Origin of the sequence: Burkholderia sp. AU30280 (assembly GCF_020420125.1) — a bacterium.
Lineage (GTDB): Bacteria > Pseudomonadota > Gammaproteobacteria > Burkholderiales > Burkholderiaceae > Burkholderia.
The window spans coordinates 64624-84680 of sequence record NZ_JAIZRY010000020.1 but is presented as its reverse complement, the minus strand read 5'-3'; the positions used below and the strand labels follow the sequence as shown (position 1 = coordinate 84680).

Genomic DNA, 20057 nt, shown 5'->3' with positions numbered 1-20057 from the left:
GCACGGTCCGCTGCCACGGCCGGCGCCTGTCAACGTCAATTCAAACCGGATCATGGACTCGAGACATTCCGCGATTCTCGTCGCGCTCACCGCTGCCGCGCTGTTCGGCGCCGCGACACCGCTCGCCAAGGCACTGATTGGCGCGATGTCGCCGTTCATGGTCGCCGGCCTGTTCTATCTCGGCAGCGGCGTCGGGCTCGGTATCGGGATCCTGCTTCGCCGCCTGCACAACCGTCATGCGCCGATCGCAGACGCCGCGACACTGCAGCGTGCAGACCTGCCGTGGCTGGCTGGAGCGATTGCGGCGGGCGGGGTGGCCGGCCCGGCTTTGCTGATGCTCGGGCTATCGAGCACGCCAGCAGCGACGAGCGCATTGCTGCTCAATCTCGAGGGCGTGCTGACGGCTGTCATCGCGTGGGTCGTGTTTCGCGAGAACGTGGATTCGCAGGTGTTCCTCGGGATGGTCGCGATCGTCGCCGGCGGCATGCTGCTGTCGTGGACGCCGGGGCGGGCCGGCGTGCCGGTCGGCGCGTTGCTGATCGTCGGCGCATGCCTGTGCTGGGCGGTCGACAACAACCTGACCCGCAAGGTGGCCGCAAACGACGCGATGGTCATCGCGTGCGCGAAAGGACTGATCGCCGGACCCGTGAACATCGCCATCGCGCTGGCGACCGGCGCGACGCTGCCGGCGGTCCCGGTCACGGCTGCCGCGATGCTGACGGGGCTCGGCGGCTACGGGATCAGCCTCGTGCTGTTCGTCGTCGCCCTGCGTCATCTCGGCAGCGCGCGCACGGGCGCGTACTTCTCGATCGCGCCGCTGTTCGGCGTCGTGCTGTCGCTGCTGATCTGGCCCGCGCTGCCGCCCGCGACGTTCTGGATCGCCGCCGCGCTGATGGCGCTCGGTATCTGGCTGCACGTCCGCGAACGGCATGAACACATGCACACGCACGAGCAGCTCGAGCACACGCATCGGCATCGGCACGATGAACATCACCAGCATGTGCACGATTTTGCGTACGACGGAAACGAACCGCATGCTCATCCGCACGTGCATCCGCCGATCACGCACAGCCATGCGCATTTTCCGGACATTCACCATCGGCACCGGCATTGACCACGTCGTGAAAGGCGGACGAGACGGATCACAAGGTGACCGTTTATGGGGCGTTCGCCGCGTCGCGCACATCTGTATGCCGCGCCGTCCGTTCGCGGCCGCAACAGCGGGTGCGGACCTCGTCTTCGGCCTGGATCAGCCGGATCAGTGAACCGTCCGGATCGATCAGTGCGGCGACCGTGCCAACTCATGCGTCGTGCGTTGGCCGGTGCGTGCGTGGCCAGCCGGTCGCCTGCTCCGGAATGCCGGCGGGGAGCACGTCGTCGAAGAACGTGCGGATGTCCTCGAGCCGGAACAGCAATTGAACCCGCAGGTCGCCGGATCGAGTTCGGGATGCGGGAAGCATTCCAGCAACAGGTTGCCGCGCTTGAGGATCGTCCAGCCGTCGTCGCGTCAGGTTTCAGCGAACCCCGGTTTTTCGTCGAAGCGGGACGTGACTTCGAAATCGCGCGACGGCAGGTTGGGGCTCGCAATGTCGGTCAAGGCGGTTTCTCCGAATAGCGATGCGACGAATCGAATGAGTCGCCCGGGCCGCCGTGCGTGGTTATCGCGCGTGAGGAAAGCAGACGCCGAAATCCTCGCAGCCCGGGCACCCGGGGGCCGGGCCCGGCGGCACACCGAGCGACGCGGCCACTTCCTGTGCGAGGAATTGCTTCCAGCGCAGGTGAGCGACGTTGCGCGCGGCGAGCGCAGGGAAATAGCGATCGAGCATCGCGGATACCGCGTCACGTCCGTCGAGCCCGAGATCGCGCCACAGATGATCCGGGCGCAGGCAGGCGTGCGCGATGATCGACGCGAGACAGCCGGCGTCGTCGCGGTCGGCGGCGGGATTCGCGTCGTCCATCAGCCGTGTGTGCAGCGTCGCGACGAACGTCGCGTGGGTGGATGGCAGCAGTACCGTCGCGGCCGTCGGCACGAGTGCCGCGACATCGGCCGCGGGCAGGCGCGGAAACTGCCGTGCCAGCAGGCCGGCCAGTTGCGGATGAGACAGGCCGAGCAGCCCGAGTTCGTTGCGGCGCGCGCGCGTCGCAATGAGGGCGCCGAACAGGCGTGCCTCGGGCGTGGCGGCGTTGGCCGCTGCGGACTGCAGCGACTGCAGCGCTCGTTGCCGAGCGTGATCGAACGCGGCTGTCATCGCGTGTATCCGACCGACCGCCGCACGGCGCGCTTCGCGTGAATGCACCGTGACAAACGGATCGCAATCGCGATCGTCACGCGTTCACTCGACGCCGACGATCACGCTCGATGCCTTGAAGATCGCGGACGCGGCCGTGCCGCTCGCGAGGCCGAGGCGATCGACGCTGTCGTTGGTGACGATCGCGACGATCTCGGCGCCGCCCGCGGACTTGATCACGACTTCCGAATTGACCGCGCCTTTCGTGACCGACGAGACGGTGCCCGCGACGCAGTTGCGGGCCGACACCTTGCTGCTGTCGATGTCGACCATCACGATGACCGACGACGCCTTCACGAGTGCAAACGCCTTCGAGCCGGCAGCGAGGCCCAGTGACGCCGCGCTGCCGTGAGTGATCACGGCGACGATGTCGAGACCGTCCTGCGTGCGGAGCATGACTTCGTCGTTGACGGCGCCGGTCTTGACGGCGCTGACCTGACCGGCGAAGTGGTTGCGGGCGCTGGTTCGCATGATCGATCTCCGAGTGGATGCCGCCGCGGGTTCCGCGGCGAAAGATGAATGGAAATGCATCGGCCAGTTTACCGTCAACGCGGGTGTCCGTCGCCCGTCCGACTTTATGGCGCGAATCAGCAAAACCCGCCACCACCGGGCGTTTCGCCAGACATGCGCGACGTATCGATGGTGATAACGCTATCGTGATTACTTGCCGGTCGCGGGTGTCGCGGCGGCCCGTGCGGCATCGGGACGGGCATTCGTTGCGGCCGCCGCACCCTCGGATTCCCACCCGCCGCCAAGCGCGAGGAAAAGCCGCACCTGGTCGGCGGCGACCTGGCCTTCGGCTGCCGCCACTTGCGCCTGCACGCTCGTCAGCGTGCGCGTCGCGTCGAGATCGGAGATGAACGACTCGCGGCCGGCCAGATAGAGACGATGCGTTTCGTCGGCGGAATTGCGTGCCGATTCGTAGGCCGTGCGCAGCGCTTCCGTGCGCTGCACGTCGGCCGCATAGGTCGCGAGGCTCGACTGCGTTTCGCGCAGCGCGTTCAGCACGACGCCGTCGAAGTGCGCGAGCGCGCCGCCCGTCGCGGCTTCGGCCTCGCGCACGCGCGCACGCTGGCCGTTGACGGGGAACGACCAGCTGATCAGCGGGCCGAACGACCAGCGATTCGTCGTGGACGAGAACAGGTCGGCGGCGACACCGACCGAGCCGGCCGACGCGCCGATGCTGATCGACGGGTACAGCGCGGCGGTTGCCACGCCGATCCGCGCGGTCGCCGCGGCGAGTTGCCGTTCGGCGGCGCGCACGTCGGGGCGACGGCGCAGCAGCGCGGCGCCGTCGCCGATCGGAATCGGCTGGCGCAGCTTCGGCAGGCGCTCGCATTCGGCGACGGCCTTCGGCAGGTCGGCCGGCGAGCGCGCGAGCAAGGCGGCGAGCTGGTATTGCGCGACCTTGCGGCGGCCTTCGAAGCGCGGGATATCGGCGGCAAGGGTGCGTACTTGCGTCACGCCGCGCGTCACGTCGGTCTGGTTGCCGCGGCCGGCATCGCGCAGCCGCTGTGACAGCGCGACGCGCTGCTTTTGCAGCGCGAGCGACTGCTTCGCCACGGCCAGCTCGTCACCGGCCGAGCACGATTCGACGTACGCGCGCACGACGTCGGCGACGACCGTGATGCGCGCCAGGTCGCCGGCGGCCCGAACGGCTTCGCTGTCCGCGCGTGCGGCTTCGACGCCGCGCCGCAGCTTGCCGAACAGGTCGATCTCGTACGACACGTTGATGCCGACCAGGCCTTCGTTGACGACCGGCAGCTTGTTCTCGAGCAGGTATTGCTCGGCCGATTCCTGTGCGCGTTGCACGGCGGCTTCCGCGCCGCCCGAAAAACCGCCCTGCTGGCTCGCGACTTCCAGCGCCGCGCGCGAGCGCGCGAGGTTGGCCGCGGCGACGCGCAGGTCGGTGTTCGACTTCAGCGCATCGCGCACGAGCCCGTCGAGCACGGGGTCGTCGTAGAGCTGCCACCAGTTGCCGGGCACGGCGTCGCGCGACACGAGCGTGCCGTTCGCATCGTCGAGCGCATGGTTCGCGAGCGGCGCATTCACGTACGCCTGTTGCGGCAGCGTGTAATCGGGGCCAACGGACTTGCACGCGCCGAGTGCGAGCGCAAGCGGCGCGAGCGTCGCGGCGAGACGCAGACCGTGCCGCTTCATTGCGATGCTCCTGCTGCGCCGGCGGCCATGCCGGAAGCCGTCGATACCGGCGTGACGGCCGACGAAGCGCCGGCGGCTGCCGCCGATGCGTCGGCTGCAGGTTTCGCCTTGTCGTTGCGGCGCGTGTCGGCTTCGCGCATCGAGACGGTCGCGGTGCGGCCCGCGATCATCCGGAAATCGTCGGGCACTTCGTCGAGCACCACGCGCACCGGTACGCGCTGCGCGAGCCGCACCCAGCTGAATGCCGGGTTCACGTTCGGCAGCAGGTTCGCGCCCTGCGTGCGGTCGCGATCCTCGATCGCGGCGACGATGCTCTGCACGTGGCCGCGCAGCGCACGCGGCTCGCCCATCACGATGATGTCGACCGGCTGGCCGATGTGGATGCCGCGCAGCTTGGTTTCCTCGAAGTAGCCGTCGACGCGGAACGAATTGCGATCGACGACCGACAGCACCGCGCGGCCGGCCGGCACGTATTCGCCGACGCGCGGCGCGCGGTCGTTCAGGTAGCCGTCCACGGGACTGACGATCGTCGTGCGCTGCAGGTTCAGCTTCGCCGTGTCGAGCGACACCTGCGCGTCCGCGACGGCGGCTTCGCCCTGTTCGACGCGCGTGCGGCTTTCCTCGACCTGTTCGCTCGCGACCAGGTTGCCGAGCTGCAGGTTGCGCGCGTATTCGCGCTTGGCCTGGGCGAGCGTCGCGCGGCGCTGCGCGAGCGTGGCTTCGGCGAGCCGCTCCGCGAGCGTGTAACGGGCCTGGTCGATCACGAACAGCACCTGGCCGCGCTTGACCTCCTGGTTGTCGGCGACTTGCACCGACGTGATGAGGCCCGCCACGTCCGGTGCAACCTGGATCACGTCGGCGCGCACGTGACCGTCGCGGGTCCACGGCGAGAACATGTAGTAGTTGACGATGCGCCACAGCACGATGGCGGCCACGACGACGACGATCAGGGTGAGCAGGATTTGCCCTGCCGAGAGCCAGGTTTTTTTCACGTTAGGTAGCCACGAGATGGTGGGAAACGATCACGACGGCGGCAAACACGAATACGTAGATGCCGAGGTCGAAGATCGAACGGTGCCAGACGAGGCGGTAGAAGCCGACGCGCTCGAGCACGGCACGCACGACGATGTTGATCAGGTACGCGATCAGCATCAGCACGAGCGGGGCCGGCACGAATACGCCGAAGATGTCGATTTCGCCGATCATGGTCGCGGTCGGAAAGACGAATGGGAAAGCGGGATCATGCGCGTGCTCCGTCCGCCGCCTGCGGCGGCTGCCCGGCCGCGGCCGGATACAGCGACAGGCGCAGGCCGACGAGCGCGTGCAGCGTGTCGCGCAGCCGGCGATGCATGGCGGGCGTGGCCGGCGCAGTGGGCGCCGTGCCGCTGTCCGCCGGCGCGGCGCCCGGCAGGTTGCGGCCCGCGACGCGGCGCAGTGCGTCGTCGATCGTCGCGAGCAGCGCCGGCGGCGCCGGCTGGCGCGCGTTCGCGGCGGCGCAGCGCGTGTAGTGGTCCGTGACGCCGGCCAGCACGCGGTCGATCGCATCGGGCACGTCGCCCGACAGCCGGCGGCGTGAGCGGCGCAAGTCGAGCGCATTCAGCGCGATGCGCAGGTCGCGGAAGCTTTCGATCGACGGGTGGCGATGGTCGTCGGACGCGCCGAGGCGCGGCAGCAAGTGCGTGACACGGTCGAGCATGCGCGACGCGTGGTTGCGCTGGTCGTCGAGCGGTTGCGTCGACGCGGAGCGTGCGACGTCTTCCCAGCCCGAGCGCAGCAGGCGCCGCACCGCGAGTTCCGCACCGAACGGCCGCGTCGCGCGCGTCCATACATACGCGAACAGCAACCCGGCGACGCCCGCGAGGTTGCTGTTCAGGAACACGAAGAAATCGGCGTCGTACGCACCCTGGATGCTGATGAAGGTGGCCGTGTTCACGGCGACGAGCATCGTCACCATGTTGAACTGCGGGCGCGGCAGCAGCGTGCCGATCAGGATGAACGGGCCTGCGAACATCACGACGAGCATCGCGAAATCGTGCACGTGCGGCAGCACGACGAACAGGTACAGCCCCGCGAACACGACGCTCGCGGTCGTCGCGAGGAAGAACTTGAACACCAGCGGCGCCGGCTCGTCGAGCGCGGCGAAGAAGCTGCAGGACACGGCCACGAGCGTGACGGCCGCGGCGCCGTCGTGCCAGCCGGACGCGATCCACAGCCAGCTCGCGAACACGATTGCGGCGGCGACGGTCAGCGTCGAGAACAGCATCATCCCGCGATCGAAGAAACGTTCGGTGCCGCCGAGCCGCCAGTGCCGGTAGCGCGGCTGCCAGACGCCCGCTTCGTTGCCGATCAACGCGCGCAGCGAGCGGCAGTCCTGCCAGATGTCGATGACCTGGCGCAGCCGCCACAGCGCGTTCGACAGCAGCGCGCCGTCCCAGCTCGCGAGCGCATCGTCGCCCGGCTGCAGCGCCGCGATGCGTTCGCGCAGGCGTTGCGCGACCGGGTCGTCGGGCATGTCGCCGTCGGTGCCGGCCTTGACGGCCGGCAGCGGCGCGTCGAACCATTTCGCGGCATCGGCCAGCAACTCGTCGAGCCCGGCCGGCCGGACGCGCAGGTCGCGCATCAGCGCGATCAACGGATCGGCGAGCGACGACATCAGCGGCAGGAACAGCTGCATCCGGCCCGCGAGCGCCTGCGCGCGCGCGAGGATGCGCGGGTGGGCATGGTCGTAGCTCAGCTGGCTCAACAGGAACTCGAGGCCCGTGATGGTCGACGCGAGGCGTTGCCGGCACGCGGACAGCGCCTTGCCGGCGATGTGCCCGGACAGCGTCTCGCGGCCGTAGAACGCGGCATCCTTGAACCACGCGTCGGTGCGTTCGATCAGCGTCGGCGCGAGCCGGTTCGGGAAGATCGCGCTGCCGACCACGCTTGCGCACACGATGCCGAGCACGATCTCCTCGGTACGTGCGATCGCGACGTCGAACACGGTCGACGGATCGGTCACGGTCGGCAGCGCGATCAGCGGCATCGTATAGCCGGCGAGCATGAATACGTAGCTGCGCGCGGTGCGGTCGGAGATCGCGAGGTAGAGCAGCGTGCCGCACCAGGCGGCGACGATGATCGCAAACAGCAGCGGCGTCTCGACGAACGGCGGCACGAAGAAGATCGCGGCGGCCGCGCCGAGCGCGGTGCCGAGCGCGCGATACAGCGCCTTCGAGCGCGTCGCGCCGACGAACGGATTCGACACGATGTAGACGCTCGCCATCGCCCAGTACGGGCGCGGCAGCTGGAAATACAGGCCGAGGTACAGCGCCAGCATCGACGCGGCGAACGTCTTGCCCGAGAACAGCCAGTCGCGAAGGCTCGGAAAGGTCATGACGTGGCGTTGCCGGTGTGGGAGGCACGTGCGGCGGGCGGGTGCGACTCGGATGCATTGAAGGCGTCGAGCACGCGCAGCGTCGCTTCGAGATCGGCGCGCGTGACACCCTTGAGCACCTGTGCACGCAGCACGCGCAGGTCTTCCTCCATCTTCGCGGTGACCGCGCGGCCGGCGGCCGTCAGCGAGATCGTTTTCGCGCGGCGATCGTGCGGATCCTCGTCGCGGCGCGCGAGGCCGGCCGCGCACAGCTGGTCGAGCAGGCGTACGAGCGATGGCCCTTCGATGCCGACGTGTTCGGCGAGCGTGCCTTGACGCACGCCTTCGCCGAGGCGCCCGGCGATCAGCAGCGGCGCCGCGCAGGCTTCGGACACGTTGTACGCGGTCAGCACGCCGTCGCTGGTGCGGCGCCACTTGCGCGCGGACAGCACCAGCAGGCTGCTGACGGCGAGACGGAGGTCGTGCAGATTGGTCATGGGCGAGATGATAGGGGCAAAATAATTCGATAGCAAACTATCGTTTTGTCACCCGAATGACACATCGCTCGCCGCGCGGCCGGCCCGTCTGATGCAATTTAGGCGGCGTGCCGGGGATGGTCAAGCGGTAAGGTTGTCGGCACGGCGCCCCGCCTGCGCGCGGCGGCCGCGATCGAATGATCAGACGAAAGTCGTCCGGCAGGGCCGCTCGGCAGGTCAGGCAGGTTCGAAGCCGGGGTTCTGGACATCCGGCTTCGCGAAACGGCGCGCGGCGTGCATATTGAGACCGTTGCAAGCCTCCCGGAGAATCCGCGCGTGTCCACCTCATCCTCGCAGCCCCCCGCCCAGGCGTCGCTCGACGCGTGGCTTGGCAAGACCGAAACGCTCGGCGACGACATCGCCGCGTTCCCGCTGAACGCGCTGGCCGCCACGCTCGACCGCCCGTCGCCCGGCGACGTCGTGCCGCCGCTGTGGCACTGGCTCTATTTCCTGCCCGTCGCGCCGCTGGCCGAAGTCGGCCCCGATGGCCACCCGAAGCGCGGCGGTTTCCTGCCGCCCGTGCCGTTGCCGCACCGGATGTGGGCCGGCGGCCGCCTGGCGTTCCACGCGCCGCTGCGCACGGGGCGGCGCGCGACGCGCGAATCGACGATCGCGAACATCGAGGACAAGACGGGCCGCAGCGGCCGGCTCGTATTCGTGACGGTGCAGCACCGGATCGAGTGCGACGGCGCGTTGTGCGTCGAGGAAGAGCACGACATCGTCTATCGCGATGCGCCGCAACCGGGCTCGCCGGCGCCGAAGCCGGTCGCGGCGCCGGCAGGCGAGACGTGGTCGCGCACGGTCACGGCTGACGCGGTGATGCTGTTCCGCTATTCGGCGCTGACCTTCAACGGTCACCGCATCCACTACGACCGCAGCTACGCGACGCAGGAGGAAGGCTATCGGGGGCTCGTCGTGCACGGCCCGCTGATCGCGACGCTGCTCGTCGATCTCGTGCACCGCGAACGGCCCGACGCGACGCTCGCGAGCTTCGCGTTTCGCGCGGTGCGCCCGACTTTCGACGGGGAGCCGTTCACGCTATGCGGCAAGCCGTCGGAGGACGGCAAGACGATCGAACTGTGGGCGCAGGATCGCGACGGCTGGCTGACGATGCAGGCCACCGCGACCCTGGTGTAACGGGCGCCGTGCCGTTCATCCGCGATGCGGCGAGATCCGCACGCGGGTGACCGGTACCGCACGCCGCAACTGCCCGGGCGGCCACTCGGGCGGGCCCCGACGTTCGTCGGCAATTCCCGGTAAGCTGCGAGCAGGTCGCATGACGTCCCGCCGAACGGCGCGGCGCGCGGCCGGCCCTTCCCCCTTCCACGCATCGCATCAGGAGCACGTATCTTGGCCACCTATATTGTGTTTACACGTGAAAGCATGCAGGACCCGCACGAATTCGACCTCTACCAGAGCAAGGTCGGCGCGACGCTCGCCGGGCATCCGGTAAAGGTGCTCGCCGCCTACGGGCCGCAGGAAACGCTCGAGGGCGAAGGCCCGGAAGGCGTCGTGATCGTCGAGTTCCCGTCGAAGGAAGCCGCGCACGCGTGGTATCACGGCCCCGAATACCAGGCCGTTGCCCAGCACCGGTTCAAGGGCGCGCGCTATCGCGCGGTGCTGGTCGAAGGCGTCTGAACGACCCGCATCGGACGCCCGGCCCGCCGATGAAACCATCGATCTCCGCCCCTGCGCCCGTTCGCCCGCCGATGGGGCGCGCCGCCACCGCGCTGCTCGCGATCAGCGTGGCGCTCTATCTGGTCGCCATGTTCACCGCGCCGTTCCGCACCGGTGCGCCCGACCCGCATCCGTGGGCCGACGGCTGGCAGGTGCTGCTGACGGGCTGGATGGGCGTGCTCGGCGGCATCTATGCGTGGCTCGCGAATCCACTTGTGTTTGCCGCTTGGCTGCTGACGGTGAAGCGCTACCGCGCGCAGGCGGTCGTGCTGGCCGTACTGGCCTTGCTGTTCGGGATGAGCTTCCTGTCGCAGCGCCAGATCGCCGTCAACGAAGCGGGGGACGTCGAACCCGTGCATCTCGACGCGATCGGCTACTGGTGCTGGCTTGCGAGTTTCGGCGTGGCGTCGGTCGGCGCGACGTTGTTGCCCGGGCGGACGAAGGCGCGCTGATGGATGGCGGACGCTCGATGCGGATGTCGACGGCGAAGCCGCGCGGCATCGCAACGATCCGCTGCATCGGCGCCTGACGCGAAAGGGCGTCTTGCGTGCCGATGCATGGAAGGCGCGATGCCGATGGCGCGCCTTCGACCTTCACCCGATGTGTGCCTGCAACGCACGCAGCCAATACGACACCGCCACCGCGCCGCCGTCCGGCGTGCCGATCGCACGTTCGCCGAGATAGCTCGCGCGCCCGGCGCGCGGCGTCATGCGTGCGGTTTCCTGCGCGCCGCGTTCGGCGGCTTCGACCGCGGCCGCCCATGCGTCGGCGGGATCGCGGTCGTCGTCGAGCGCACGCTCGAATGCCGCGACGGCCGGTATCAGCGCGTCGAGCATCGTGCGGTCGCCGGCGTGCGCGCCGCCCAGTTCGCTGATCGCATCCACCGCGCCGCGGAACGCCGCGGCCCAGTCGCGTGCCGACGGCTCGGCGATATCGGCCAGCCGGCGCGACGCGCGCAGCAGCGCCGTCGCATAGAACGGCCCCGAGCTGCCGGCGATCGCGCGGCGCAACGCGGCGCCGAGCGCCGCAAGTGCACCGGCCGGCGTGCCGTACGCGGTTTCCGGCAGTGCGAGGATCGCCTGCGCGGCGCGCAGCATGCTTGCGCCGAGATCGCCGTCGCCGGCCGCCGCATCGAGATCCGTCAGCGTCTGCTCGTGATCGGTCAGCGTCTGCGCGACCGCGTGCAGCGCCGGTCGCAGGCGCGCCGCCCACGCGCGGCCGTTCGTGTCGAGCGGCGGCAATGGCGCTTCCGGCGCACTGGCCGCGGCCACGCGGATCTGCATGTTCACCGCGCCGCCGCCCGGCCATGCGCGCGCTTGCGTCGGCGCGTCGAGCAGCACCGCGCGCTCGTCGTTCAGCCGCAGCACCGAGATCGAGCAGCCGGGCATGTTCAGCGCCGACAGGAACGTGCCGGCCCACGCGCGCGCGACGACGATGCCGCGCCGGTGCAGGTTGTCGTGCGCGGCGCGCAGCACGATCGCGAGTTCCATGTCCGGCGTCGCGCCGAGGCCGTTGACGAACAGCGCAACGCGTTCGCCGCGGTCGAGCACGAGATCGGCGACGATGCTCGACAGCAGCGTGTCGACCAGCGCATCGACCGGCAGCGGTGCGCGGCGTTCGACGCCTTTCTCGCCATGAATGCCGAGACCGAGTTCGATCTCGTGATCGCCGAGGCTGAAGCCCGACTTGTCGGCGCCCGGGATCGTGCAGCCGTCGAGTGCGACGCCCATCGTGCCGAGTTCGGCCGCCGCGTCGCGCGCGATGGCCGCGACGCGGGCGAGCGGCAGCCCGCGCGCGGCGGCCGCGCCGGCGAGCTTGTGGATCAGCACGGTGCCGGCGATGCCGCGCCGCTGGCCGCGCTCGACGCGGCCGCGCAGCGCCACGTCGTCGGCGACGATGACGGTCTCGACCGGAATGCCTTCGGCGCGCGCGAGCTCGGCGGCGAGCCCGAAATTGAGCCGGTCGCCCGTGTAGTTCTTCACGATCAGCAGCGCGCCGTTGGGGCCGGCGCTCGCGCGGATCGCGGCGAGCACGGCGTCGGTGGACGGCGACGTGAACACTTCGCCGCAGACGGCCGCGCTCAACATCCCTTCGCCGACATAGCCGCCGTGTGCGGGCTCGTGGCCGCTGCCGCCGCCGGAGAGTATGGCGACGGCGCGTAGCGCCGGCTCGGGCAGCGGCTGGCGGACGAGCACGTGCTCGTCGCCGAGGATCGCGACATGCGGCGACTGCCGCGCGATGCCTTCGAGCATTTCTCTCACGACATCGGACGGGCGGTTGACTAGCTTTTTCATGGCGACGGATTCCGGACGGGGGAGAACGGCACGGCCGAGCCCGCACGGGCGTCGGACGGCCTTTCGTGTTGCGGAGGATCGTGCGGGCGCGCTGTCGCCGGGTGCGGGCGGTCGCGTAACGGACGACCGGATGCGGTAGGGAGACGAGGCGCACGCTTCGCGCCACGATACATCAGGTTCGGACGTTGCTGTAAGGATCGCGGTGCGATCGTGCCGGAGCAACGCAGCGGCGCGCTCCCATACGCGGCTACTTCACCGCCGCAATTTCCTTCGCGCGAATCAGCCGCGCGCGCAGCACGTTGCGGCTGATGCCGAGCAGCCGCGCGGCCTGGATCTGGTTGCGGTGGCTGAATTCGAACGCGACGCGCATCACGGTGTCCTCGATGCGTTCGAACAGGTTGCCGTGATCCTCGTCGAACAGGTCGCGCAGCGCGCGTTCGAGCGCGGCCTGTGCGCCGGCGGCCGGGCCGGGTTCCTGCTCTGGCGTGCGCACGGCGACAGTCGGTACGCCCGGCGGCGCGATGTGCAGGTCGGCCTCCTGCAGCGCGTCGTGGCGACTCACGAGCAGCGCGTGATGGATCACGTTCTCGAGTTCGCGGATATTGCCGGGCCAGCCATGTGCCTCGAGCCGGCGCTCCGCGCGCGGATCGATGCTGCGCGGCCCGTAGCCGAGGCGGCTCCGGTAGTCGTCGAAGAAGTGGCGCGCGAGCGGCAGGATGTCGCCCGGGCGCTCGCGCAACGTCGGCACCGCGAGCTGCACGACGTTGAGCCGGTAGAACAGGTCGCCGCGAAACTGCCCGTTCGCGACGGCCTGCTGCAGATCCACGTTGGTCGCGGCGACCACGCGCACGTCGATCGGCACGCCCGTGCGCGAACCGAGCCGCACGACCTCGCGCTCCTGCAGCACGCGCAGGAGCTTGACCTGCATCGACAGCGGCAGGTCGCCGATCTCGTCGAGAAACAGCGTGCCGCCGTTCGCGGCTTCGAACCAGCCGGGCTTCGCGCTGAACGCGCCGGTAAACGCGCCTTTCTCGTGGCCGAACAGTTCGCTCTCGACGAGCGTTTCGGAGAAGGCGCCGCAGTTCACCGCGATGAACGGACCGCCATTGCGGCGGCTGAGGCCGTGTACGTGGCGCGCGATCAGTTCCTTGCCGGTGCCGGTCTCGCCGACGATCAGCACGTTCGCATCGCTCGGCGCGACCAGGCGAATCCGTTCGAGCAGCGCGACCGAGCGCGGATCGACGAACACCTGCGCGCGGGCACGAATGGACGTCGCAAGCGCGGGCCGGTCGGGCAGCGTGAGGACGGGCGCGGCGTCGGGCCACGTATCGGAAGGGGAGTGGTTCACGAGTAGAAGCCCGGCGTCGGAGGGGTTCGCTTGAGTGCCCATTCGCCGATCTCGCGAATCTTGTACGCGAGCGGGTCGTGGAGCGTGTGGGTGCGCAGGTTGCGCCAGTGCCGGTCGAGCCGCAGCGCGCCGTGCGTTGCGCGCGCGCCGGCGACGTCGAACATCCGCGTGCAGAGATCGAGCCCGGTGCGCGCGGCCGACACCTTGGCCGCGGCCGTGGCGAGCGCGACCTGGCCGCGCTCCACATGCGCGAGCGCCGCACCGCGCGACCATGCGGCGTCGAGCTGGTCCGCCGCGCGATCGGCGAGCACGCGTGCGGCTTCGAGCCCGACCCAGAATTCGCCGTACTGGCCGAGGATGTACGGATCGTCGCCGGTGCTCGCGACCTGCGCGCCGGGCCACGGCCGCGCCTCGTGCAGCGTGTAGTGCCGCGCGTCGTTGAACGCGGCTTCGGCGATGCCGAGATACACGTTCGTCAGCACGAGCTGCGCGACGAGCGGGCGCAGGCACGCGAATGGCGTCGACAGCGGGCCGGGGTCCGTCAGCAGTTCGTGATCCTCGACGCGTACTTGCTCGAACGTGACCGTGCCGCTGTCGGTCTGGCGCTGGCCGATGTTGTTCCAGTCGTCCGCGATCGAGATGCCGCTGCGCTGGGTCGGCACGGCGGCGATCAGGAACGCACGTGTGTCGGCATCGTGCGCGGACGCGATCAGCATCTGCGAATCGAGCGCCCCCGAGCAGAAACTCTTCTGGCCGCTGAATTCATGCCATGCGCCGCGCGAGCGGCTGAGCGTGCGCTCGTCGAGCGGATTCAGCGCGTTGCCCCAGAACCATTGCTGGCGCGCGGTGCGTTCGAACCACGATTCCCACTGCGCGGGCGCGCCGAACAATCGCACGGTCGCGAGCATCAGGTGGTGGAAACCGAACACGTGCGCGAGCGAACTGTCCGCTGCAGCGAGCACGCGCACGACGTCGAGCGTCGTGCGCCAGCTCGCGCCGAGGCCGCCATAGGCGGCCGGGATGCTCAGCGCGAGCAGGCCGCTGTCGCGCAACTGGTCGCGCTCGGCCTTCGGCGTGCCGCCCCGCTGGTCGCGTTCGGCCGCCGTGCTGGCAAAGCCGGCCGCCAGGCGCTCGGCAGTTTGCAGGGCGTCAGGGGGCGCCGGTTCGCCGCGGGGCGGCGCGGCGACGCGCAGGCCTTCCGCGCGGGGCGATACGGAAATGAATGTCATGGCGATGAATGCGTCGGGTTGCCGCACGAAAACGGTCGGGCCGCGGCGGGCGTTGCCGACTGGGTGCTGCGTGATCAGCAGAGTGTTCAACGTTTTGCGCAACGCGGGAAACATCGATTTCTGATAACCAATGCGGAATTGCTGCGCTGGACGCAGTCGTGTACGGCAAGGTCGCGCGGCGCAGCGATCGGCGGTGCGAAAGGTGACGATGCGGCACGCGTATCGGCGCGACAGCAAGGATGGGACGCGCCGTGCCTGACGGAATCCGTGTCGAAGCAGAGAAATACGCCTGCTGAACACGACACTGCTGATCACGCAGCAGCGTATCAGCAGCGTTGTTTCCCCGAGTTCATCGCGCTGCGGAATATGGTTGTGATGCCACTGCTGGCACGCTTATCAACGTGCGGCGTTTGTCGGGGACGCCATGACAGGCCGTCGATCGCGATGCATTTCGTCATGCAGACGATTGCCCGTCGTCGCGATCGATGAAATGGCACGCTCCTTGCTGATCCAGGACGCGACGGGTGCGTCGGCACCCGACTCGACAATGGGAATGCAACCGATGAGTAATGCAATCAACGTCGTCGCGATATCGGGCGGCCTGCAACGGCCGTCCCGCACACTGGCGCTGACCGACGCGATCGTCGCGGCGCTCGGCACCGCGCTGCCGATCGAAACACGGCTGATCGAACTCGGCGAGATCGGCGGCCGGCTGGCCGGCGCGCTGACGCGCGCGCAGGTACCGGCCGATCTCGATGCGCAGATCCGCGCGATCGAGACGGCCGATGCGCTTGTCGTCGCGAGCCCTGTGTATCGCGCGTCGTACACGGGACTCTTCAAGCACCTGTTCGACCTCGTGCATCACGAAGCGCTGATCGACGTGCCCGTGCTGCTCGCGGCCACCGGCGGCAGCGAGCGTCATGCGCTCGTGATCGACCATCAACTCCGTCCGCTGTTCAGCTTCTTCCAGGCCCGCACGCTGCCGATCGGCGTGTATGCGTCCGAAAGCGATTTCGACCAGTACCAGATCGCGAACCCGGCGCTGCGCGCGCGTATCGCGCTCGCCGTCGATCGCGCGGTGCCGCAACTGCGCCCGCATGCGCTTTCCGTCGCGGCCGCGTAGGCGGCCTGCGTTTTCTCTCCCGACCAGGACACACTCATGAGCCATACCGATTTTTCCGCCGACGGCGTCAAGTTCGCCTACTGGGTGCCGAACGTCAGCGGTGGCCTCGTCGTCAGCACGATCGAGCAGCGCACCGACTGGAGCCTCGAATACAACCAGCAGCTCGCGCGCACGGCCGAAGCGGCCGGCTTCGAGTACGCGCTGAGCCAGATCCGCTTCACCGCCGGCTACGGCGCCGAATACCAGCACGAGTCGGTGTCGTTCAGCCAGGCGCTGCTGCATGCGACGACGAAGCTCAAGGTGCTCGCCGCGATCCTGCCGGGGCCGTGGCATCCGGCCGTGGTCGCGAAGCAGCTCGCGACGATCGACCACATCTCGAACGGCCGCATCGCGATCAACGTCGTGAGCGGCTGGTTCAAGGGCGAATTCACCGCGATCGGCGAGCCGTGGCTCGAGCATGACGAACGCTATCGGCGCTCGAAGGAATTCATCCAGGCGCTGAAGGGCATCTGGACGCAGGACAACTTCACGTTCAAGGGCGACTTCTACCGCTTCAACGACTACACGCTGAGCCCGAAGCCGGTGCAGAAGCCGCATCCGGAGATCTTCCAGGGCGGCAGCTCGCGGGCGGCGCGCGACAACGCGGCGAGCGTGTCGGACTGGTACTTCACGAACGGCAATACGCCGGAGAACCTGAAGGCGCAGATCGACGACATCCGCGCGAAGGCGGCGGCGAACAACCATCGCGTGCGCATCGGCGTCAACGCGTTCGTGATCGCGCGCGATACCGAGGAAGAGGCGAAGGCCGTGCTCGACGACATCATCCGGCACGCGCACGTCGAGGCCGTGCATGCGTTCGGCGATGCGGTCAAGCAGGCCGGCAGCGCGTCGCCGGAGGGCGAAGGCAACTGGGCGAAGTCGACGTTCGAGGATCTCGTGCAATACAACGACGGCTTCCGCACGAACCTGATCGGCACGCCGCAGCAGATCGCCGAACGCATCGTCGCCCTGAAGGCGATCGGTGTCGATCTCGTGCTCGCGGGGTTCCTGCATTTCATCGAGGAAGTCGAGTACTTCGGCAAGCGCGTGCTGCCGCTCGTGCGCGAACTCGAGGCGCAGCGGCAGGCGGTTGCTGCGTAATGCGCAGGCCGGTGCGCGGCGGGCATTCGCGCGTGCCGCGCGCGGGTTGACCGAACGGGTGACGCCGACTGCGCTGGCGGGTCATCCGGGTTTGACGTTTCGGATATCGAAACAGGAGGTCGGCGGATGCTTCACGGCACCGCGGGCCGGTTCATGAGCTTTGCCGGAAATGACATGTCCACGGAAATCATCGAAGAAAACGTGCAACCGCAAGCGGGCATCACGCCCGTTCCCGTCATCGGCTCGGATGCCGAGGCACTCGATGTCGCACACCAGGTCGCGGCACGACTGGCCGAGCACGCCGCGTTGCGCGACCGCGAGCGGAAGCTGCCGTTCGACGAGGTCGAGCTGTTCTCGTCGAGCGGCCTGTGGGGCATCACCGTGCCGCGCGAATATGGCGGCGCGGAGGTGTCGAACGTGACGCTCGCGGAAGTGATCGCGATCGTTTCTCAGGCGGACCCGTCGCTAGGCCAGATCCCGCAGAACCATTACTGCCTGATCGAGGATATCCGCCTCGAGGGCAGCGATGCGCAGAAGCGCTTCTTCTTCGATCTCGTGCTGAAGGGCGCACGCTATGGGAATGCGTTTTCCGAAGCAGGCGGCAAGAACGTGCTCGACATCCGGACGCGTGTGCGCCGAGACGGCGACGCGTTCGTGCTGAACGGCCGCAAGTTCTATTCGACCGGCACACTGTTCGCGCACTGGATTCCGGTACTCGCGCTCGACGAGTCGGATCAGGCCGTGCTCGCATTCGTGCGGCAGGGTGCGCCGGGGCTGACCGTCGTGGATGACTGGAGCGGCTTCGGGCAGCGCACGACCGCGAGCGGCACGGTGATCGTCGACAACGTCCGCGTCAGCCCGTTCGAAATCTTCCACACGCAGCGTTCGTACGACCGCCCGACCTTCGCGGGCCCGTTCGCGCAAATCACGACCGCCGCGATCGACCTGGGGATTGCACGCGCGGCGCTGCAGGACACGATCGCGTTCGTGCAGCAGCATGCGCGCCCGTGGATCGACAGCGGCGTCGAACGCGCGAGCGAGGATCCGCTGACGGTCGCGCAGATCGGCGACATCGCGTACCGCGTGCACGCGGCCGAAGCGCTGCTTGCGCGCTCGGGGCGCTTCGTCGACGCGGCGAAGCGCGAGCCGAGCGAGGAGACGGTCGCGCAGGCCGCGATCGCGGTCGGCGAGGCGAAGATCGCGACGACCGAGGTGTCGCTGCTCGCGGCGAGCAAGCTGTTCGAGCTCGGCGGCAGCAAGTCGACCCTCGCGAAATACAACTTCGACCGCCACTGGCGCAACGCGCGCGTGCATACGCTGCACGACCCGGTGCGCTGGAAGTATCACGCGATCGGCAACTACTACCTCAACGGCGTGAAGCCCGCGCGCCATTCCTGGAACTGACCGGCTCCTGACGAGGCTAACCCATGAGTCATCCAGCAAGCTCCGCGCAGGCACTGCCCGTGCGGAATGCCGTACCCCAGGCAGGCGGCCTGCGGCGCAACTACCTGAGCCTGCCCGAACTGATCGCGCAGTCGATCGGCCTCGTCGGCGTGTCGGGCGGGATCGGCGTGCTGATCCCCGCCGTATTCGCGACGGCCGGCAACGGCACGTGGCTGGCCTACCTGTTCGCGATCGTCGCGCTGCTGTTTGCGTCGTGGAGCATCTCGGTGTTCGCGCGCGATTCGGCGTCGCCGGGCGCGCTGTATGCGTACGTGTCGGCCGGCATCGGGCCGGTCTGGGGCGCGATCTGCGGCTGGTCGCTGCTGATTGCCTATGCGGTGGCCGCCGCGGGCATCCTGCAGGGGACGATCAACACGTTTCTGGTGCTGGGCCGCGAGACCGGGCTGCTCGGCAGTGCGACGCCGCTCGGCGCGGTGCTCGGGCTGACGGTCGTCACCGCGTTCGCCGCGTGGTACATCGCGTTTCGCGACATCCGGCTGTCCACGCGCTTCACGCTGTTCGTCGAACTCGCGACGCTGCTGCTGATCGCCGTCGTCGTGATCGGGACGATCGCGTTCGGCGGGCATCCGGTCGATCGCGCGCAACTCACGCTCGAAGGCGTGAAGCCGACGCAGCTTCAGCTCGGGATGGTGCTCGCGTTCTTCAGCTTCACGGGATTCGAGAGTGCGACCGTGCTCGGTGCGGAAGCGCGTGACCCGTTCCGCGCGATTCCGCGCGCGGTGCTGATCAGTGTCGTCGGGCCGGCGATCCTGTTCGTGATCGGCGCCTACGGGATGGTGAGCGCGTTTCACGGGCAGACGCCGCCGCTCGATCAGGTCGACGGTCCGCTCGCGGTGCTCGCGCATCGGCTCGGGGCCGGCTGGGTCGGTGTGCTGATCGACGCGGGCGTGGCGCTGAGCTTCTTCGCGGCGTTCTTCTCGTCGATCAATGCGGCGGCGCGAATCGTCTATTCGTTCGGGCGGCAGGGCGTGCTGCATGCGTCGACCGGGCAAGCGCACGAGCGGAATGCGACGCCGCACGTCGCAGTGGCGCTGATTACGGTGCTGGCGCTGGCCACTGCGCTGGTGTTCACCGCGCGCGGCACCGCACTGCTCGATTCATATGGCTATCTCAGCTCGATCGCGACGTACGGCTGGCTGCTTGCGTACGTGCTGGTGGCGATCGGCGCGCCGCTTTATCTGCGCCGTCAGCACCGGCTGCGCGCGCGGCACGTGGCGATCAGTGTCGTCGCGGTCGTGCTGCTCGCGATTCCGCTGGCCGGCAGCGTGTATCCGGTGCCGGCGGGCGTCTACGCGTGGCTGCCTTATGTGTTCGTCGTGCTGCTGGCGATCGGGCTCGGGTGGTTTCTGGTGCTGCGCGTCCGGTTTCCGGAGCGCTTGCGCGAGCTTGAGGCAGAGTTGCTGACGAAGTGACCGAGCCGCGCCGACGCAGGCGTTCTTGCGTGAC

At 68.8% G+C, this 20057-nt stretch carries 19 protein-coding genes and 1 pseudogene; 9 read left to right on the top strand and 11 right to left on the bottom strand.

What is annotated here, in order from left to right; all coding sequences use genetic code 11:
* The first annotated feature begins 52 nt into the window (after positions 1-52).
* Positions 53-1114, top strand: coding sequence for a DMT family transporter (locus tag LGN17_RS33610; protein ID WP_226201149.1), 1062 nt, complete (start codon positions 53-55; stop codon positions 1112-1114).
* Positions 1115-1238: 124 nt separating this feature from the next.
* Here the strand turns inward: LGN17_RS33610 and LGN17_RS33605 are convergent.
* The 8 genes and pseudogenes from LGN17_RS33605 to LGN17_RS33570 form a co-directional block, all read right to left on the bottom strand.
* Positions 1239-1597: pseudogene (locus LGN17_RS33605) on the bottom strand (bleomycin resistance protein); the annotation flags it as partial.
* A gap of 61 nt (positions 1598-1658) precedes the next feature.
* Positions 1659-2249, bottom strand: coding sequence for a nitrogen fixation protein NifQ (locus LGN17_RS33600; RefSeq protein WP_226201148.1), 591 nt, complete (start codon positions 2247-2249; stop codon positions 1659-1661).
* Positions 2250-2333: 84 nt separating this feature from the next.
* A complete protein-coding gene (locus LGN17_RS33595) occupies positions 2334-2759 on the bottom strand; it encodes a TOBE domain-containing protein (RefSeq protein WP_226201147.1) in 426 nt (141 codons plus the stop codon).
* Positions 2760-2948: 189 nt separating this feature from the next.
* Positions 2949-4448, bottom strand: a complete 1500-nt coding sequence (locus LGN17_RS33590; protein WP_226201146.1) for an efflux transporter outer membrane subunit — start codon at positions 4446-4448, stop codon at positions 2949-2951.
* Positions 4445-5440 (bottom strand): efflux RND transporter periplasmic adaptor subunit, encoded by a 996-nt coding sequence (locus LGN17_RS33585; RefSeq protein ID WP_226201145.1) that lies wholly within the window; start codon positions 5438-5440, stop codon positions 4445-4447. Before LGN17_RS33585 ends, LGN17_RS33590 begins: the two co-directional genes overlap by 4 nt.
* Before the next feature lies 1 nt (position 5441).
* Entirely contained in the window at positions 5442-5654 is a 213-nt protein-coding gene (locus LGN17_RS33580) for a DUF1656 domain-containing protein (protein ID WP_011350409.1), read from the bottom strand.
* Between the two features lie 34 nt (positions 5655-5688).
* On the bottom strand, positions 5689-7821 hold the full coding sequence (locus LGN17_RS33575; protein WP_226201144.1) for an FUSC family protein: 2133 nt from the start codon (positions 7819-7821) through the stop codon (positions 5689-5691).
* Positions 7818-8297, bottom strand: a complete 480-nt coding sequence (locus tag LGN17_RS33570; protein WP_226201143.1) for a MarR family winged helix-turn-helix transcriptional regulator — start codon at positions 8295-8297, stop codon at positions 7818-7820. Before LGN17_RS33570 ends, LGN17_RS33575 begins: the two co-directional genes overlap by 4 nt.
* Before the next feature lie 315 nt (positions 8298-8612).
* Between LGN17_RS33570 and LGN17_RS33565 the strand changes: the two genes are divergently transcribed.
* From LGN17_RS33565 to LGN17_RS33555, 3 genes are all read left to right on the top strand, one after another.
* On the top strand, positions 8613-9473 hold the full coding sequence (locus LGN17_RS33565; protein WP_226201142.1) for a MaoC family dehydratase N-terminal domain-containing protein: 861 nt from the start codon (positions 8613-8615) through the stop codon (positions 9471-9473).
* 213 nt (positions 9474-9686) lie between these two features.
* Entirely contained in the window at positions 9687-9974 is a 288-nt protein-coding gene (locus tag LGN17_RS33560) for a DUF1330 domain-containing protein (RefSeq protein ID WP_175969039.1), read from the top strand.
* 29 nt (positions 9975-10003) lie between these two features.
* Entirely contained in the window at positions 10004-10465 is a 462-nt protein-coding gene (locus LGN17_RS33555) for a hypothetical protein (RefSeq protein WP_226201141.1), read from the top strand.
* Between the two features lie 141 nt (positions 10466-10606).
* Here LGN17_RS33555 and LGN17_RS33550 read toward each other — a convergent pair whose 3' ends face one another.
* From LGN17_RS33550 to LGN17_RS33540, 3 genes are all read right to left on the bottom strand, one after another.
* Positions 10607-12307, bottom strand: a complete 1701-nt coding sequence (locus tag LGN17_RS33550) for a dihydroxyacetone kinase family protein (RefSeq protein ID WP_226201140.1) — start codon at positions 12305-12307, stop codon at positions 10607-10609.
* A 247-nt stretch (positions 12308-12554) separates the two neighbouring features.
* The gene (locus LGN17_RS33545; protein WP_264166150.1) at positions 12555-13697 is read right to left on the bottom strand and encodes a sigma-54-dependent transcriptional regulator; all 1143 of its coding nucleotides are present in this window, start codon (positions 13695-13697) and stop codon (positions 12555-12557) included.
* Complete coding sequence (locus tag LGN17_RS33540; RefSeq protein WP_226201138.1) at positions 13652-14884, bottom strand: acyl-CoA dehydrogenase family protein; 1233 nt, start codon at positions 14882-14884, stop codon at positions 13652-13654. Before LGN17_RS33540 ends, LGN17_RS33545 begins: the two co-directional genes overlap by 46 nt.
* Before the next feature lie 18 nt (positions 14885-14902).
* On the opposite strand from LGN17_RS33540, the gene LGN17_RS33535 reads away from it, so the two are divergent.
* The 5 genes from LGN17_RS33535 to LGN17_RS33515 all read left to right on the top strand — a co-directional run bounded on the left by LGN17_RS33535 (position 14903) and on the right by LGN17_RS33515 (position 20023).
* Entirely contained in the window at positions 14903-15373 is a 471-nt protein-coding gene (locus LGN17_RS33535; protein ID WP_226201137.1) for a hypothetical protein, read from the top strand.
* Between the two features lie 73 nt (positions 15374-15446).
* Positions 15447-16007, top strand: a complete 561-nt coding sequence (gene msuE / locus LGN17_RS33530) for an FMN reductase (protein ID WP_226201136.1) — start codon at positions 15447-15449, stop codon at positions 16005-16007.
* 36 nt (positions 16008-16043) lie between these two features.
* On the top strand, positions 16044-17147 hold the full coding sequence (gene sfnG, locus LGN17_RS33525) for a dimethylsulfone monooxygenase SfnG (RefSeq protein ID WP_226201135.1): 1104 nt from the start codon (positions 16044-16046) through the stop codon (positions 17145-17147).
* Positions 17148-17321: 174 nt separating this feature from the next.
* Positions 17322-18551, top strand: a complete 1230-nt coding sequence (locus tag LGN17_RS33520; protein WP_226201134.1) for an SfnB family sulfur acquisition oxidoreductase — start codon at positions 17322-17324, stop codon at positions 18549-18551.
* A 23-nt stretch (positions 18552-18574) separates the two neighbouring features.
* Positions 18575-20023, top strand: coding sequence for an APC family permease (locus tag LGN17_RS33515; protein WP_226201133.1), 1449 nt, complete (start codon positions 18575-18577; stop codon positions 20021-20023).
* The last annotated feature ends 34 nt before the right edge of the window (positions 20024-20057 follow it).